This is a genomic window from Clostridium sp. AF22-10 (genome assembly GCF_003478725.1).
GTDB classification, from domain to species: Bacteria; Bacillota; Clostridia; order Lachnospirales; family Lachnospiraceae; genus Otoolea; species Otoolea fessa.
Genome location: NZ_QUFZ01000012.1, coordinates 26,708 through 43,673 on the forward strand (window position 1 = coordinate 26,708; position 16,966 = coordinate 43,673).

17 protein-coding genes are annotated in these 16,966 nt (G+C 49.3%); 1 reads left to right on the forward strand and 16 read right to left on the reverse strand.

Features of this window, described 5'->3' with window-relative positions:
- Positions 1 to 20: 20 nt before the first annotated feature.
- From DWX91_RS09945 to DWX91_RS10005, 14 genes are all read right to left on the reverse strand, one after another.
- Entirely contained in the window at positions 21 to 1,247 is a 1,227-nt protein-coding gene (locus DWX91_RS09945) for a DUF5711 family protein (protein ID WP_243099016.1), read from the reverse strand.
- A gap of 128 nt (positions 1,248 to 1,375) precedes the next feature.
- Positions 1,376 to 2,674 (reverse strand): LysM peptidoglycan-binding domain-containing protein, encoded by a 1,299-nt coding sequence (locus DWX91_RS09950; protein WP_117796612.1) that lies wholly within the window; start codon positions 2,672 to 2,674, stop codon positions 1,376 to 1,378.
- A gap of 191 nt (positions 2,675 to 2,865) precedes the next feature.
- Positions 2,866 to 3,465: a spore protease YyaC gene (gene yyaC / locus DWX91_RS09955; protein WP_118472972.1), complete on the reverse strand. Its 600-nt coding sequence runs from the start codon at positions 3,463 to 3,465 to the stop codon at positions 2,866 to 2,868.
- Between the two features lie 215 nt (positions 3,466 to 3,680).
- The gene (locus DWX91_RS09960) at positions 3,681 to 4,775 is read right to left on the reverse strand and encodes a hypothetical protein (RefSeq protein WP_117796611.1); all 1,095 of its coding nucleotides are present in this window, start codon (positions 4,773 to 4,775) and stop codon (positions 3,681 to 3,683) included.
- A 45-nt stretch (positions 4,776 to 4,820) separates the two neighbouring features.
- The gene (locus DWX91_RS09965; RefSeq protein ID WP_107001749.1) at positions 4,821 to 5,087 is read right to left on the reverse strand and encodes a hypothetical protein; all 267 of its coding nucleotides are present in this window, start codon (positions 5,085 to 5,087) and stop codon (positions 4,821 to 4,823) included.
- Between the two features lie 150 nt (positions 5,088 to 5,237).
- Entirely contained in the window at positions 5,238 to 6,041 is an 804-nt protein-coding gene (locus tag DWX91_RS09970) for a sugar phosphate isomerase/epimerase family protein (protein WP_227589700.1), read from the reverse strand.
- A gap of 78 nt (positions 6,042 to 6,119) precedes the next feature.
- Positions 6,120 to 7,268 carry an ABC transporter ATP-binding protein gene (locus DWX91_RS09975; protein ID WP_117796609.1) on the reverse strand — a complete coding sequence of 383 codons (1,149 nt, stop codon included), beginning with the start codon at positions 7,266 to 7,268 and terminating at the stop codon, positions 6,120 to 6,122.
- A 42-nt stretch (positions 7,269 to 7,310) separates the two neighbouring features.
- Positions 7,311 to 8,135 (reverse strand): carbohydrate ABC transporter permease, encoded by an 825-nt coding sequence (locus tag DWX91_RS09980; protein WP_022360021.1) that lies wholly within the window; start codon positions 8,133 to 8,135, stop codon positions 7,311 to 7,313.
- Positions 8,125 to 8,592 carry a carbohydrate ABC transporter permease gene (locus tag DWX91_RS17435; protein ID WP_243099019.1) on the reverse strand — a complete coding sequence of 156 codons (468 nt, stop codon included), beginning with the start codon at positions 8,590 to 8,592 and terminating at the stop codon, positions 8,125 to 8,127. Before DWX91_RS17435 ends, DWX91_RS09980 begins: the two co-directional genes overlap by 11 nt.
- Positions 8,481 to 9,014 carry a carbohydrate ABC transporter permease gene (locus tag DWX91_RS17440; RefSeq protein ID WP_243099022.1) on the reverse strand — a complete coding sequence of 178 codons (534 nt, stop codon included), beginning with the start codon at positions 9,012 to 9,014 and terminating at the stop codon, positions 8,481 to 8,483. Before DWX91_RS17440 ends, DWX91_RS17435 begins: the two co-directional genes overlap by 112 nt.
- 213 nt (positions 9,015 to 9,227) lie before the next feature.
- Positions 9,228 to 10,595 (reverse strand): ABC transporter substrate-binding protein, encoded by a 1,368-nt coding sequence (locus DWX91_RS09990; protein ID WP_118538725.1) that lies wholly within the window; start codon positions 10,593 to 10,595, stop codon positions 9,228 to 9,230.
- A gap of 428 nt (positions 10,596 to 11,023) precedes the next feature.
- Positions 11,024 to 12,373 (reverse strand): glucose-6-phosphate isomerase, encoded by a 1,350-nt coding sequence (locus DWX91_RS09995; RefSeq protein ID WP_118538727.1) that lies wholly within the window; start codon positions 12,371 to 12,373, stop codon positions 11,024 to 11,026.
- A 126-nt stretch (positions 12,374 to 12,499) separates the two neighbouring features.
- Positions 12,500 to 13,585, reverse strand: coding sequence for a hypothetical protein (locus DWX91_RS10000; protein WP_117796605.1), 1,086 nt, complete (start codon positions 13,583 to 13,585; stop codon positions 12,500 to 12,502).
- A gap of 330 nt (positions 13,586 to 13,915) precedes the next feature.
- A complete protein-coding gene (locus DWX91_RS10005; RefSeq protein ID WP_022360026.1) occupies positions 13,916 to 14,614 on the reverse strand; it encodes a 5'-methylthioadenosine/adenosylhomocysteine nucleosidase in 699 nt (232 codons plus the stop codon).
- Positions 14,615 to 15,072: 458 nt separating this feature from the next.
- On the opposite strand from DWX91_RS10005, the gene DWX91_RS10010 reads away from it, so the two are divergent.
- Positions 15,073 to 15,321, forward strand: a complete 249-nt coding sequence (locus DWX91_RS10010; RefSeq protein ID WP_022360027.1) for a TIGR03905 family TSCPD domain-containing protein — start codon at positions 15,073 to 15,075, stop codon at positions 15,319 to 15,321.
- 191 nt (positions 15,322 to 15,512) lie between these two features.
- Here DWX91_RS10010 and DWX91_RS10015 read toward each other — a convergent pair whose 3' ends face one another.
- Entirely contained in the window at positions 15,513 to 16,049 is a 537-nt protein-coding gene (locus DWX91_RS10015; protein ID WP_117796604.1) for a hypothetical protein, read from the reverse strand.
- A gap of 122 nt (positions 16,050 to 16,171) precedes the next feature.
- Complete coding sequence (locus DWX91_RS10025; RefSeq protein ID WP_118538731.1) at positions 16,172 to 16,930, reverse strand: hypothetical protein; 759 nt, start codon at positions 16,928 to 16,930, stop codon at positions 16,172 to 16,174.
- Positions 16,931 to 16,966 lie beyond the last annotated feature (36 nt).

Sequence of the window (16,966 nt, forward strand, 5' to 3'; positions counted from 1 at the left end):
TTTTAAAAACTAAACGTGTGTTATTTGAGGCGGATCTCGCGCATCCGGTCGCCGCCGCTGATAATCAATGAATTGAACGCGCGGCCGCGTGTTACCTGCGCCACAGAGAAATCAAACTCCCCGGCAAACCGCTCCTTGCCGGACAGACTGTAGACCCGACAGGAATTTTCGTTATTTAGGATGACGAAATCGCCCTGTATATTTATGTTACGCCACGAATACGAGAAATCTGCCGTACCCATAGCGGTTCCATCGGATTTAAACATGCTCAAACGGCTCTCACTTCCGCCCTCGGTGTTGTCCGAGATGACCGCCACATAGTCCTTCGACCATGCCACGCCACGGACTTCCCCGTCGATCTCCGCCTGGCGCACCAGCGCCGGGCTTGTTACATTTTCCAAAGAGAAAAATGCCACCTGATCATCCGCAAATGCACACGCGTGATCCTCGTCGAGAAACCGGACGCGCGGACAGATGCTGTCTCCCAGCTCATCAAAACCTCCGACCAGACGGTCTGGATAATTCTTTCCATATTCGGAGAAATTGTAAAATACAATCCGGTTTTTGAGTGCCCCGTCCTGCAGATACAGGTCGGAAAGCATGACCTGCGTACCATCCGGCGATAAGGAAACGTCCATCAGGTAACCATTTCCCGACATAACCGTCTTGATCGCCCAGTCAAGCTCGCTGCCGTCTTTCTTGAAAAAGGTCACATACGAAGCATTGCTGTCCTCCACCAGCGCCGCCACGATGCCGTATGCCGATACGCTGACGCGCAGGATCGGCAGAAGCGTCGTCGCCTGTCCCTGGCTTCCGGTCTTGTCCACAATATAAATATCATTGCCCTGCTGGTCCCCGATCACGGCATAATCGCCGTTGACATAGCAGATTGGTGATTTCAGCTCATAACTCATCGACCAGACCGCCTTGCCGGACTTGTCCAGATAGGAAGCTCCGTCCTTCGTATATTTCAGGACATTTTCCCCAAATGGAACAAATTCCGTCGTGCTGCTCTCACTCGCCGCAATCTCTTTTTCCCACGCTACCGTATAGTCCGTGTAGGCATGGTTATCTTTATAATACATAAAACCAGCCGCCAAAAGCGCCGAGATTAACACCGCCGTCAGCACCCTGCGGAGACGTTTCCGTCTGGAATGGCGCTCGGCTTTCTCCGCCACCTCTTCCTCATTTTCCCCGTGGCTTATGCCCCGGCGGGGAAACATGTCCTGCGTGGCGGTGTCGATCACACGCCCTCTCAGCTGCTTTTTCTTCTGTTCCCGTTCAATCGGTTCATCTCACTCATTTTTTTATCTCCTGTAGCTGGACTGCCATCTTGATTATACACTATTTTAGATGGTTTGGCATTATCTTTTTGCTATTCTCCGGACACATCCGGCAGCACCAGCGTCTGCCCTGCGATAATGCGGTTTTCATCGGTCAGATGGTTGACCGCAAGGATATCGTCCAGATGACGGATATTACCATAAAGCTTAAAACAGATCCCATAGAGTGTCTCCCCGTCCCCGACCGTGTACGTGCCGCCGGGCTTCAAGTTTGTGACCGGATAGTCCTGTCCCGCCGTCGAATTGCCGCCCGGATTCGGCAGGTCGCGCTGTGCCTCCGGCTCCGGCAAAATGTACGGGGCTTTCGTCTCCGCCATTTTTCCGTCCTCTTCGCTCTGCCCGCCGGAAGCCTGTCCATTCTGTCTGCCTGCTATGGCAGTGCCCTCTGTATCTCCATCCGCCGCGCTCTCAAGTGTCCATTTATGCGCCTGTCCTCCGTTTTCCGCTGTTGTTCCGTCTGCATCCACATCGCTGCTCTCAAGCGGCGTCACACTACCGCGGAGCTGTTCCACCGTGACCGCCTCTTTCCCGTCCGCAGTGCCCCGCACACCATCCGGGAGGACGGATACCAGCACACTCTCCATCTCGCGCATTTTCTGGTAATTGCCGAAAAGCACCACGCCGCCGGCAAGCACCGCGACCGAAAGCACGCCGCACAGCGTCCCCAGCGCCCGGATCGTCCCGTAACGCGACGCCGCCTCCTGCTGCCGCTCTTCCATCCGGTTACGGAAATCGCGGATCACCCGATCGCCGGTGCCTGTCTCCACCCGGCGGGCGTCCTTCCGCAGAATCATATAGTCCTGCATCATCTGGTTTTTCTCGTAGTATATATGATATCCTTTCAAACGGTAAAACCCGTCCTCCGACATCACATAGTATGCCGCCTCACCGTCCACACCGCTGTTTATGTACATGAGCTGGTTTTTCCCACCGAAATACTGCTTGTGCAGCCGCCAGTAGGTCAGGGGACTTAACATACACCCCGGCGCGCCGCAGATAAACCACCCCTGCACGGTCTTTTTCGGAAATGTCTCCTCCATCCGCTGGTATGCCTTTTTCCATGCCGCCTCCGAAAAGACAATCTTCTCCCCGGACGGCACAACCTCCTCCATCTCCAGCGCCCCGTCCACAAAGAGGCACGGAACCTCCTGCTGTGGATCCGAATTTCCGAGCAGCAGCCCGACCCGGAGTCCCGGTCCGCCGGATGGATATACCTGTTTCAAATACGTGTTTACATAATCCTCCACATACAACCGGACCACCTCATCCCGCTCGCCGATCTGCCGGATATTTTTCGGCAGTTCTGCGCGGGAACCAGAATATTCTCCCATATGTTCACCCCGCTATGATAGATTCTCCTGAAACCGGGTCTGTACTTGCTTCCATGATTTGATTGCTGCACCGTGCAGCATTTTCAGTGCTGAAAATACCTGCTCAAATACAGTAACATGATTTTCCGTAATTTCAGGAGTATGATGAATTTCTTTCCGCCTATCATAACGCCGATTGCATGCAAAATTTGTCAAACGGAGGCAGCATCCAGGCAAAAATTTTCGACAAGCCCGATCCCCGCGCTGATGCAGTCTGCCAGCTGCATAACGAGTGCCAGGCGGATACTCTGCAGCATCATCGGATCGTAATGGCTGCAGCCCGCCACGATCCCGGTGATAAAGAGATCTCCGACCGCGTGAAGCTCCTTGCAGACGCCAAGCCCCGGCTTTAAAGCCCCACGCCCCAGCGTGACATAGCCGATATGGTTTTCATCGCCAACCGAGGCATCGACCGCCACCACCAACGCATCCGGGTACCCATTTTTTAAAACCTGCGCGTAATGTTCCAGGTTCATCGCGTGCACGGGGCGATCAAGTGTTCCGAATACCAGCGTACCGCGCCGCCGTTCCTGTTTGAGTTTATATCCGATCAACGGTCCCAGACTGTCTCCGGTCGAGCGATCCGTGCCGATGCAGAGGAAAACCAGTTTCTTTTTATGCCTTCGGGTCATTTCTTCCTGAATCAGCCCACTTAACTGCCCTGCCAGCTCTCCCACCGCGTCCCGGCGGGCTGAATTGTAGTAATATATCTCCGGACTGCCACCGAACCGGCTGCGTCCCCGTCTGTTCATCTCCCACACCGTCCTGTTTTCTCCCTGCCTGTTGGACAGGGGTTGTTTTACCTTTATTATAGGCGGGGTGGCAGGAAATTATGCGAAAATTGAAGGATATATACACGGACGAAAAAAGATGTGACAGAAGGCAGCTTTACAGCGCCCGGTGTCACATCTTTTTTCTGGTTGTTCCTATATCTAATTATTTATTTTTATGAAATAATTTCCACAGTTTACTTTCCGCCGCGTTCGCGGTACTCTGCGATGACCTCGCTTAAATTAACGGCTGTGCTGTTATCCAGAATATGTTTTAGCGCGTCCAACTTTTCTGGATTCAGAAATTCCTTGCCTAAGTAGCACTCGTAGGTATCTGTGATAAAGATTCTCTTTTCCTTGATTACCGTCTCGGTATAGTGCAGGCGGCTCTCGACCTCCTGATGGCCTTCTTTGAGTTGTTCGAGCTTTGCACGGCTGTTGCTGGTGATCTCATCGGTCAGGATGGTTTTTGTCACATTTTCGAAGGTGTTTAATGCGTCCTTTTTCTTCTTCGCCGTCTCCTCCAGATCCTGCTCCATCTGGGAGATCTCATCGTCGTATTTTTCCAGATCGTAGAGCGCTTCACTGCGATCCCGACGGATCGAGGAGGTGATCACCGCGATCTTGCGGTTGTTCGCCGCGATCAGACTGCGGATCGAACGTCCTTCCTGCAGCGCCGCCAGATGGCGATCCTTCGTCCAGTTTCCAATCAGGATATACAGTCCGCCAAAAACAACCACATCCACGCCGTAGATCATCGCCAGGTATAAAGTCTTCTGTTCTGGAAGCAGCTTGTAGATGCCGCACGGGATCAACAGGAAACAGATCGCAAAGGTAATCAACACCGTCAGAAATTCTTTGAATCCCCTCGGAAAATACAGCGCATAGTACAGTGGGCTTTTGCAGACAAATGGAACACGATCCGACTGGAACAGCGTCCGCATCCGCACGGCAAGCTCTCGGTTGTGCGCGTGAAGCTCCTGCGTTTCTTCCTTAATCCGCTCCTTGATGCCCTGGTTTTTCGCCTTTTCGCGGCGTGTCCGCGTGCGTTTCAGCTTATCCTGCAGCTTCCCAAGCTCATCGTCATAGCTTTTTTCAATCTCATCCCGGCGCTTTTTCACGGTCGAATTCACGGCATCCGCCACCGCTTTCCGCTCCGTCTCCAGCACGCGCAGACGCTTTTTCTCTTCCTGAGCAAGCGTCTCCTCCTGTTTTTCAAACTCCGCCAGCTCCACCACTGCCTGTCTGGCGTCTTCCAGAAATGTTTTCACATCCGTTATCGCCTGTGCCATCTCGCCCCTCCCGGTCTTTGTCTTTTTGTAACGGCTGCCTGCCCTTTATTCTTCCAGCACCTGTATCTCCAGATAATCGAAATCGATGCTCTCGATAAAGTTGTCCTGGGTAAAACGCGCCTTATCGTGACGTTTGAACTCCTCGATCGTCTTATCCAGCCAGACCGGATGCCCCAGATCAAAGGCATAGCAAATCTGGTCGATCGCGTCAAACACCATCGCCGTTCTCGACATTGTATAATCACCGTTGCTGATCACAATATCCCTAAGCATCCGGTTTTCCTTCATCATTTTTCCCCAAAGACGAAACATCCTGCCGTTCCTTTCCCGCTGTCAAATTTCATTTTTACCGTGTCCGGATGTTCTCTCCGGACATCTTTTCTCACAATCTTATGTCCAGTATATCAGCTTTTTTAAGAGTTGACAAGGCGGGGCTTTTCGGCAAAATTCACTGCCACTGTGTCATCGTGCAGCACTTCCCATTTTCAAAAGAAACTGCAGATCTTCCTCAATCCCCCGCACATTTCCAGAAACGTCCATCGCATACTCCATGACCCACTCGGCATCCGGCGTCGCCTGCTTTGCCAATTTTAAAAAGCAGTCAAAATCAAGTGTTCCCTCATGAATCCTCTGATGGCTGTCGTGGACACCGTCGTTGTTGTGGAGATGGTACGCCACAATCTGGTCCGCCAGCGCGTTTACGACCCGCTTAAGCGACCAGCCGTTCGCCCAGGCGTGCCCGATGTCGATGAGCACCGCATACTGTTCCCGGCGGCACAGATCGATAAATTCCTGCTCATCGAAGAGACGGTTTCCGCGCTCCAGAACTCCGGCATTCTCCACGACCACCTGGGTTCCCGCCTCCTCACACAGCTGTTTCACGGTGTAATAATTTTCACAGGAAACACGGACGCGGTCTTCCTTCTCGCCCGGTATGATGCGGCAGTTGTTGTGATGATAAACGAGATATTTGCTTGAAAGCTCTTTCGCATACGAAAGCGTCTTTTCAAGCAGCTCCATCGTGCGCGCATACTCTACAGTCCCCTCCGCTGCCGAATGCTCTGCCTGATAATATGGACCATGGAAGCTGACCGGGACTTCCTTTAAGAGCGGCATGGCGTCCCGCAGGTTCTTCTCAAAGCATTCCTCATGAAACATCGGAAACACCTCGACTCCCACCTGTCCAGGAAACCGTTTGAGATACGGAAGAACCTGACCGAACTCGCTGCCTTTATACATATTAGTGCTGATAAGAATTTTTCTCATGATTGCATGTCTCCTCTTCAAAATATACGTTCATAATCTTGTTTTGAAAACACTTTTTTCGCTCTATTATCTCTATTCTTACTGGGCGATCGCCTTTTCCAATTTCGGCACCGCCAGCTTTTCCTGTGCGCGGATCACCATCTCCGGGTAACCGAGCGATTTCTCCGTCCCGCGGTCAAACAGATGCAGCTTTTCCGTCTCCACATGGATGTATACCTTCTCACCCGGCTGTGGAATCTCGCCCTCGCGGATGGCAATCAGCTCGTTCTTGTCTCCCTCGACCTGAATATAAACACCGTACCGGTTTCCGTAATCCTCCACGTAACGGACCATGCCCTCGATCGACCGCTCCTGCGGGGTGCGGCTCATCATCACGTGTTCCGGGCGGACACCGGCGTACAGCAGTCCCGACGGGCACTGCGCGGCGATCCGCTGCCAGATACCCGGAAGTTCTACCTTCTGCTTCCCGATGACAAGCGCCCCGTTATGATATTCCGCCTCCACGATATTCATGGACGGCGAACCGATAAACTTCGCACAGAACACGCTTGCCGGACGATTGTACACGTGTGACGGGGTATCGAGCATTTCCATCTTGCCCCGGTACATGAGCGCGATCCGATCGCCAACCGTCATCGCCTCGATCTGGTCGTGCGTAACGTAGACTAACGTCGGGTGGTACATTTCATGGATTTTTACCAGTTCTTTTCTCGCACGCATCCTAAGCTGTGCATCCAGGTTTGACAGCGGCTCGTCCAGAAGGAAATAGTCGGCGCGCTTTACCACGGCTCTCGCCAATGCCACTCTCTGGCGCTGTCCGCCGGAAAGCTCCTTCGGCTTCCGATCCTCCAGCCCTTCCAGTTCCAGCATTTTGAGGACTTCTTTTAAGCGCGCATCGATCTCGTTCTCATCCATCTTGTGCGCTTTTAAACCATATATGATATTATTCTTGACGCTCATATGCGGAAACAGCGCATAGTTTTGAAACACCATCGAGACACCGCGCTCGCCGCACGGCACATCATTTACCACCTGGTCGCGCATCCACAGGTTTCCGGCGGTCACATTTTCCAGTCCCGCAATCATGCGAAGTGTCGTCGATTTTCCACAGCCGGACGGACCTAATAAAATCAGGCGTTCGCCCTCCTTTACCTCCATGCAGAGGTCCTCCACGACCACATTTTTGCCATACGCTTTTTTAACATTTTCAAATACAATATTTTTCATTGAATTAATCTATCCCTTTCTTATGTCCAGCGCAATCTCCCATTATCCCTTCAATCCAGACGCCGCAAATGTATTGATGATATAGCGCTGGAAAATGATATACAGTACCAGCGGAATCAGCATCGTGAGCACCGACACCGCCATCGCGATCGTAAATTCCGTACCGCCCTCGGCGCTGATGTACATCTGCAATGCCAGCGACAGCGTATAATTTTCCTTGGATTTTAAGATCAGCACCGGCCACACATATTCATTCCACGAATTGATAAAGAAAATGATGCCGGTGGAAATGATGGACGGACGCACCAGCGGAATCACAATGTCGCGCATGATTTTCATGTGCCGGATATTTTCCATCCGTGCCGCCTCAATGAGTGCCAGCGGGATTCCACGCATTGCCTGGCGCAGCAGGAAAATTCCCAGCACATCCGCCAGCTGCGGCAGTGCGACGCCCCAGATACGATCGCGCAGACCGATTTTAGAGATCAGAAGATAATTTGGAATCATCGTGACCGTAAACGGGATGAACAGCGTACTTAACATAATAAAATACAAAAATCCTTTTCCCTTAAACCGGAAATAGACGAACGCATACGCCGCCAGAAGTCCCGTGATTGTCTTAAAAATCGTGACCGTCGATGCGATCAGAAACGTATTCAGCGTGATTTTCACAAACGGCAGTTTGTCAAATACATGCCGATAATTTTCCAGCGTCGGATGCAGCGGAATCACCTGAAAAACCGTGTTGAACGCCTCCTGCATCGTCTTGAAAGAGTTGGAAATTGCAAATACGATCGGCATCAGAAGGAGGAAAACGACCACCACCAGAAACAGATGCCAGCCGATCTGTCTGTCTTTAGTTTTCATAGTAAACCCCCTTTTCTACAAACCGGAATTCCAGCACCAAAAGAATGATAAAGAGTGCCATCGTCATGACCGATACCGCCGAGGAAGTTCCTGTTTTATAGAGTGTAAACGCCTCATGGTACGACATATAAATCAGGTTCGAACTGGCATAGTTCGGTCCTCCCTGTGTGACGACCTTGATCGGCGTGAACACATACTGGAGTCCCTGCACGATCGTCGTAATAAACACATAGATTCCAGTTGCAGAACTCATCGGCACGACGATATCCTTAAAAATCTTCCACATCGGCACATTTTCCAGACGCGCCGCCTCGATGACCTCCATTGAGACACCGGAGACGCCCGCTAGGATGTTGATGAAATTGTAGCCAAACGTCTTCCAGGTCGTGATAATACAGAGTACCGCGATGACCCAGCCCTCCGTTTTCGACCAAAACGCAGTTTCAGCCCAAACCAGCCTGCCACAATCGCGACCGGACCCGAAATCGGATTCAGAATCCATGTATACAGAATCGAGCCGACGACCAGCGAAATCACACTCGGCAGGAAAAAGACCGCCTTGTAAAAACTCTGTCCCTTTTTGATGACGCACGAAAGAATGAATGATAAAATGTACGGCATCACAAAGTTAAACACCAGAAGAATCACGATGTACCAGAATGTATTGCCAAAGATTTTCCATGTATTCGGATCCTTCAAAACGGAAATATAATTCCCCAGTCCCACAAACTTCTTGACCGGCTTTACCATGTTCCACTCAAAAAAACTCAAATACAGCGTGTAAAAAAGCGGATAAAACATAAATACCGCAAACATGACGAGCGACGGCAGCAAAAAAACATATCCAAGCGCTGCCTGTTTTTTGTCCTCCCGATTCAAACTATTTCCTCCATTCCAATGCATTTTATGAAGGGGCTGCCGCCAAACAGCTCTTTCGCGCTCCGGCCGCTTCCTGCGTCTTATCTGCACGCAGTCCATTCTGCCAAAACACGTTCTGCTATTCCGCAACAACCCCATTCTCATTTCTGTCCTAAATTTTGTAATGATTTTTCTGCCACCCGAAAGCCGTTCCAAGCGTCAGGCTGCCTGTCCCTACTGTGCATCCAGCAGCTGGTTGATCGCATCCTGTGTGCTCGTCATACCATCTTTCGCAGATACCTGACCGCCCAGAATCTGGTCTCTCATATCCAGAAGAAGCTGCTCTGCCTCAAGGCCTGCATCGCCCGGGAATGCGGTCCATGATACAACGCCGTCCATCTGCTCAATCGCTGCATTCATCATTGTGTTCTCAGCCAGAAAATCTTTCAATCCATTTTCTGCCTCTGCCACATCTTTTCTCGGCGGTACATAACCGGTTCCCTCGGTCCATGCTGCCATTGATTCTACGCTGTAAAGATACTTTTCAAACTCCCATGCCGCCTGAATCTGCTCGTCGCTCTGCGCGGTGATGGCTAAGAAACAGCCGCCTGCCGGAACCTTGCGCTCCTTGTCGTTCCACAGCGGGGATTTCACGGTTGCTACGTCAAACTGTGCCCCCTTCTGTACGGAAGCGCGTCTCGCAATGGTGGTGTAGAGCATCGCGCAGTTGCCGTCGATAAAGCTCTGGCAGCCCTCTTCCCATGAAACATGAAGGGCAGAACCATCTTTTACCATATCCTGCATCATCTGCATTGCCGCAATGCCGTCCTCGGTTGCAAAGCTTGCTTTTTTCTTGCCGGATGCATCCGCAGTCAACATATCCGCTCCCGCGCTCTCAACCAATGCCTGCTGCGCCCAGAAGTCTGCCGGTTCCTGCATATAGAAACCATATTTTCCTGTCTTCTCTTTGACTGCCTCGGCAAATTCCTGTACTTCCTGCCAGGTCTCCGGTCCATCTTCGGAAAGGCCCGCTTCTTTTAAGAGATCTTTATTGATGTAGAGAACCGGGCTGCTTAAGGAGTACGGGATTCCGACCTGCTCGCCGTTGCTGTTGACCGCCAGGTCTAAGACATTTGGAAGGAAATTGTCGGTTAAGAAATTTGCATCCTCGCTGTCGAATTTATCAATCGCATCCTGCGGCGCCACATAGTCAAAGTTATTGGAGAAATAATCCAGAAATGCCCAGCCAATCTGAACAAGCGCCGGTGTATTTCCGGTCGCCGCTTCCGCCTGCAGATTCTGCATCAGACCTTTGTACATATCCGGGTTGTATTTCGCTACTACCTCGATGTGATCATTTTCCTCATTAAATTTCTTTACCAGATCGTCTACGACCAGACCTCCCTGGGGTTCTGCGTTACAGTGCCAGTATTCAATCACCGTTTTATCGCCGGATGCCGCCTTCTCTGCCCCGCTCTCTCCGGACGCGCTCTGTGTGTCGCTGCTTCCTGTCGCCGAGCTGGATGCCTGGCTGCATCCTGCCATCAATGTCATCGTGCCTGCCATCGCAAGCGCCATCAGACGTCTCATACTTACCTTCATTCGTTCTCCTCCTGCTGCGGTGTCCCATCTCCCAGTCTGTCTTACCTTGGAACCAGCCATCTATGTCAAAATCGTGATCGGGAGTCCTTTGCCGCGCTTCTCTTCTGTCAAATCACTTGTGCTGTGTCCAGATTCTATCTTAAAGATGGTTTGTAAAATGCAGGAGGTGATTTATGTAAAAATTATCTATAATTTTTGAAAATTGTTTTTTCGAGGTTCTGCGGCATAAAAGAATGTGCCTTTTTGTGTAATGGGGAATTCCAAGGAATTTCCTATTACACAAAAAAACGCCTCTATCAGTTTTTGCTGATAAAAGCGTTTTTTATTCTATGTTCCGTTTTCTATGTTTATATCCGGGCTGCAGTTTCCTTCATGGAACATGCCGGAGAGAATGCCGCAGAACGCATACTTTTTTATATGTCCGCCCCCTACAGTCTCTTAAGCAGCGCCTCTCTCGCTTCCTCATAGCCCGGTTTGCCAAGCAGTGCAAACATATTTTTCTTATAGCTCTCTACGCCCGGCTGGTTGAATGGATTGACACCCAGAAGGTATCCGCTGACGCCGCAGGCAAATTCAAAGAAATAGAAGAGCTGTCCCAAGCTGTATGCATCCATCGCCGGGATCGTCACTTTCAGGTTCGGCACACTGCCGTCGGTATGTGCCAGAATCGTGCCGTTCATCGCACTCTTGTTGACGAAATCCACGCTCTTGCCAGCCAGATAGTTCATACCGTCCGTGTCAACATCTTCTTTCTTCAAAATGATCTCCGCCAGAGATTCAGCCACTTCCAGAACTGTCTCAAACATGATTCTCGCGCCATCCTGGATGAACTGACCCATCGAATGAAGATCGGTCGTTAAATCAACCGCTGCCGGGAAAATACCTTTCTGATCCTTGCCCTCGCTCTCGCCGTAGAGCTGTTTCCACCACTCCGATACATAGTGCAGGCTCGGCTCATAGTTTGCCACAATCTCGACCTGTTTGCCCTTCCGGAGCAGAATGTTGCGGACCGCCGCATATAACAGAGCAGAATTCTTCTCAAACGGAGTCTCCAGTGCATTCTTTCTCGCGTCTGCCGCGCCCTGCATCAACGCATCTATATCCGCGCCGCTGACCGCGATCGGAAGCAGACCGACTGCCGTCAGGACGGAGAAACGACCGCCAACATCATCCGGAACCACGAAGGACTCGTAGCCCTCTTCATTTGCCAGATTCTTGAGTGCGCCCCGCGCCCGGTCTGTCGTCGCGTAGATTCGCTTGTTTGCCTCTTCTTTACCATATTTCTCAATCAGCATCTCCTTAAATACACGGAATGCGATCGCCGGCTCCGTTGTCGTACCGGACTTGGAAATAATATTGATAGAGAAATCTTTTCCATCGACCAAATCCATCAGATCATGGATGTATTTGCTGCTAATGCTGTTGCCAACAAAGTAAATCTCCGGTGTTTTTCTTTTTTCTTTCGGAAGATTATTGTAAAAACTATGGGACAGGAACTCGATCGCCGCTCTTGCGCCCAGATACGAACCGCCGATACCGATTACCAGCAGGACATCGGAATCCTTCTGAATCTTCTCCGCAGCTTTTTTGATGCGTCCGAACTCTTCCTTATCATAGTCCACCGGAAGGTCGATCCATCCAAGAAAATCATTGCCCGCTCCGGTCTTTTCTACCAGCGTCTCTCTTGCCGCCTGCACGCCCGCCTTGATACCGGCGATCTCTTCCTCATGAATAAATGCAGCTGCTTTTGAATAATCAAAGATCACATCTTTTTCCATACGTTTTCTCTCCTTTGCATTTCAGCCGTCCGCAGGCGGCGTGATTACTTTGTCAAAAACTTAACTTATCCTTATTATAGCAATCTGGACACCCATGTGCAACCGGTTTTCAGTTGGATTCATCATTTACAATCCCGATAAATACTCCCTCATAATATCTCCTAGGACCTGCGCCTCCTCGCGGCTCAAACCTTTCATCCAGTCACCTGCATTTGCCTCTCCATTTCGTGTTTCCCGCGTATCCCGGCTTGCTGCAATCTGAGCGAGGCTCTGCTTCAAATACTCCATTTCCTTGTCGCTGGGACGCTCCTTTGCTTCCTGCCTGGGACCCGTATTGTTTCCCGTTTCATTTCCTGATACCATCCGGCGATCCGCAAGATGCCCATCTGTCTCATGCTTGTCCCGTTCCTCCGATTCGCACGGTGCAGTGCGAACTGCCCGCATCAGATTCTGTGCCCGTGCATCCCGCTCACGGAACGGATTCACTCTCATCGCTGTCCGCGATTTTCCTTTTTCAAACTCCGTTTCTCCCAGATCCCGATTATTCGTTTCTGCGCCATCCCGACTGCTCACACCGCGCTCTGCCCGCAAAGCACTCTGCAGCCGTTTCGGCATTTCCCGCACATTCGAGTCCGCGCCAGCAATTCCGCCGGATACTCCAGAAACTCCTGACATTTCCTGTCCGCGCGTCTCCTTCTCACGTGCCGCCCGAAGGAACACCGAATTATCCACATACTCCAAAAGCGCCGTTTCCAGCCGCTGCTGTTTCTGGTCAATCTGGAAACAGCTCTCGATAAATGCCAGAAACAGACCACTCATGACAGCTGCCGATGCATACAGCACAATATAGCTTGCATCCAGCTCATACCAGTACGCCAGAAATGCCTCCGCTGCTCCGGTCAGAAGCCCTAAAAGCACCATTTCCATTGACACGCCGTTCCACGCATCCAGCGAAATATGTAAAAATGAAAATCCGTCAATCTGCTTGTCCAGATATGCCTGCGTGTTCACGATGTTCTGTCCCAGGCGGCAGGTATTTTCCAACCGCTGCTTCAGATTTTGAAGATTCTTGTTCCGGGTCATCGCCATGTTGTCAGTTTCTTTTAATAATCTTTTGTAGAGGCTCCGTGTAATCAACTTGCTGACAAATCCGATCATTCCGATCGCCGCAAGAACGGACAGCGCTTTTCCAGTTTGTAAAAATTCCAGCATAAAAAAGCTCCCCTTTCTCTACTTCCGGATCACTTCCGGATGGCTTGCCACAGGTCAGGTTTAGGCGCTTCGCAGTTTGTCTCTTGCAATTTGCTTTTTACAATCTGCTTTTCACATTCTGCTTTTCACATTCTGCTTTTTGCGCCCTGTCAAATCCCGCCTGCATCGTGCTTTATTATAGCCGCCGAAAGAGTCTTTGTGAAGATGAGAAAGGGGAAAATCGTTCGTCAAATTCTGCCTTAATTCGATTTTAAATAGGTATTAATAATGCGTATCATGCAAAATTTCGGGTTATTAAAAATTCTGTCTGTGAATCATATCTATGACTCATTACGCCTCATACCGGGACGCCATTTCAAGCAGTAGGTTTACCGAATGCTTGATCGCCTGCGCCTCAAACGCCGCATAGTCCATACCTGCGCTGTCATCCGCCTTATCTGAAATGGCACGGATAATCAGGAACGGGATTCCGTTTAAATATGCCGCCTGTGCGATCGCTGCGCCCTCCATCTCGGTACAGCTTGCGCTAAACTGCTCGATCAGCCACTCCTTTTTTGCCTTATCCGAGATAAACTGATCGCCGCTTACCACGCGTCCCGGAAATGCCTGAATCTCCGGATTGACCTTCTGGTTGCACTCAATCGCCAGCTCGCGCAGCTTCTCATCCGCCTCAAATGCAAAGGTATCTACTCGCGGAATCTGTCCGATCCGGTATCCAAATCCGCTCGCATCCATATCATGCTGCACCGCATCCGTCGATACAACGATATCGCCAATGTTGATCTCTGCACGCAGGGAACCGGCGATACCTGTGTTCACAATCGCGCTGATATGGAACCGATCCGCCAGAATCTGACTGCACATACCTGCATTTACCTTACCGATACCAGAGCGAACCACAACTGCGTCCTTTCCGCCCAGTTTGCCTTGATAAAAATCCATACCGGCTACGCTTGTCACGGTAACATCCGTCATTTTCTCCTTGATCTGAGCCACCTCTTCATCCATCGCTCCGATGATTCCTAACATCTGTTTATCCTCCTGTTTTTTCTAAATGTACTCTCGGAATCTTTCTGTGCTTGATTTTGTGAGATAATTTTTTGTCAGTTGCGCCCAAATTTCTGAAGCGTTGGCGTTGCGTCCGCCTCTGAAATTCGGGTGCAGCTGGCGGAAAATAAGCCGCAAAAGCAAGTGCAGAAAAGACTCCGAGCGTACATTCTATTATTCATCCTTCTATTCTTTTTAACACGACCGTATCGTCACAGTTCACACGTTGTACAAATTCCTGCTGCCACCATGTTTTCTTACGGCACTTTCGATTCCAAAAGTGCCTACCTATGAACAGTTACACCGTATCTTCTCAAAAGAAAGTATACTGGATTTTTGTTATCTTGACAACACCTTTACTGGCAGACTATAATCATTTTACTGCGGTGGATTCCCGCCACAGCAGATTAAAACACATACCATTTTGAGGAGGTTTTACCATGACATACAAGACAAAGGGAGTCTGTTCCCGTGAGATTAATTTTGAAGTAGAAGATAATAAAGTAAAGAATGTGCAGTTCGTCGGCGGCTGCTCCGGCAACACACAGGGCGTTGCCCGCCTGATCGATGGCATGGATATTGACGAGGCAATCTCCCGCATCGAAGGCATCCAGTGCGGCTTCCGCCCAACTTCCTGCCCGGATCAGCTGGCACAGGCGTTGAAGGAGTATAAAGCGAACGTGAAATAGGAATTTTTGAGGAGATTCTTTCACGCCTGTTGGCATAATGAAAAACCGTTTAAGAACCCCCACCTGAAAACATCTGGAATTTTGAATCAGAAATTCCTGGATGGTTGCAGGTGGGGGTATTTATGTGATCGCTTTTTTCATACTATTTCGTGTTGCAAATATAAATTTAGTAACACTGTCCCCGTTTAGAATTAGTCGCCGTATTCGGTGATTTTGATTCCCTCTGTTTTTGTCATAAAGGACTGTCCCTTTCCATTTGACTCTACATAATGAACGCCAACTACTCTATAATAATATCCTGTTTTCTGGTTTTTCACTGTAAAATCATTCGACATTCCTGATAAATCTTCCGTTGGAAAATCCTCTTTGCTAGCATCATATATATATCTAGAAACTTCTACCCATTTACCATCCTCTTCTCTTTGCAGAACTGCAATATTTTTTATTTTATCACACTCTACATGAGCTACTGTCTGAATAAGGATTCCAATATCTCCTTTTCCTAAATTACTAATTCTTGTTAATGCCGTATCAATAATACTTCCCCTTGGTTCTATCCCCCTCGCAATTCCCTCCGAAACATTTTCATTTAATAAACAAGCATTGCTATAATCCGCCTCTTCAACCGAAACTCCATTAATATACTGTGTGTCTGCTGCATAAACTTGCATCATACTTGCAGCTATAATCATTCCTGCACATATCAGTGTATATAATTTTTTTCTCATATAAAATTTCCCCCTAATAATTTTCTAAAAATAAATTTTCAACAATCTTTTTAAACTCTTTTTTAGGAATTATCCCCGAAATTTGATAGTATGTATCCCCTTTTACAATATTAGCACTATATTCAAATTTCAATATTAGCACTATATTCAAATTTCCCATCTGAAAGCTCTGATTTTTCAAAATAAATATTTTCTTTTAACAAATCATTATAAATATACTCTTCTTTTTTTCTATCAGATATAACATTTGTAGAATTACCAGTACCACCTACTTCTTCTAATATCTTTACACGATATTTTTCATAAGAAAAATACATTATAACCCACGTTTCTCCTATATCTGCTTTTACATACTTCATCTTTTTAGGCATATACGCAAGTTTCAACGGACGAACCTTTGTTTTTTTAGTTATTTCTATATATGCTTTATCTAATTCATCCTCTCCAGGAATAGCCTCAACATTATTTAAGACAATCTCATTCCGTACACTGTCCTTCTCCCGCACCACATACCGATACTCCCTCTTCGCCCCAACCGAAATCCCCATCGCCACAACCATCACTGCGATAGCGGCGGCAGCTACAGAGACTTTTACAATCGATTTCAACCGGCGTGGTTTGCGAGCTTCTTCGTGCAGTTTGACAATGTTCTCGCTGGATGATTCTTTTTCACTTTCCGGGCTTGTTCCCACCTCCGCTTCTAACTTTGCCATCAACCTCTCAAAGCCATCTTCTGATCCTGGAGGTATGTCGCTGTCTTTTACTTCCGTCTGTGCAAGGATAAAATCCTTCAACAGCTGATCTTCGCTGACTCCAAACGCTTCCTGCAGCAGGCGCTCTGCATCTTCTCCAGCTTTTTTTCCGCGCCGGCTTCTGCTCACTTTTTATCCCTCCTCTCTGTCCTCGTCCTAACTTTT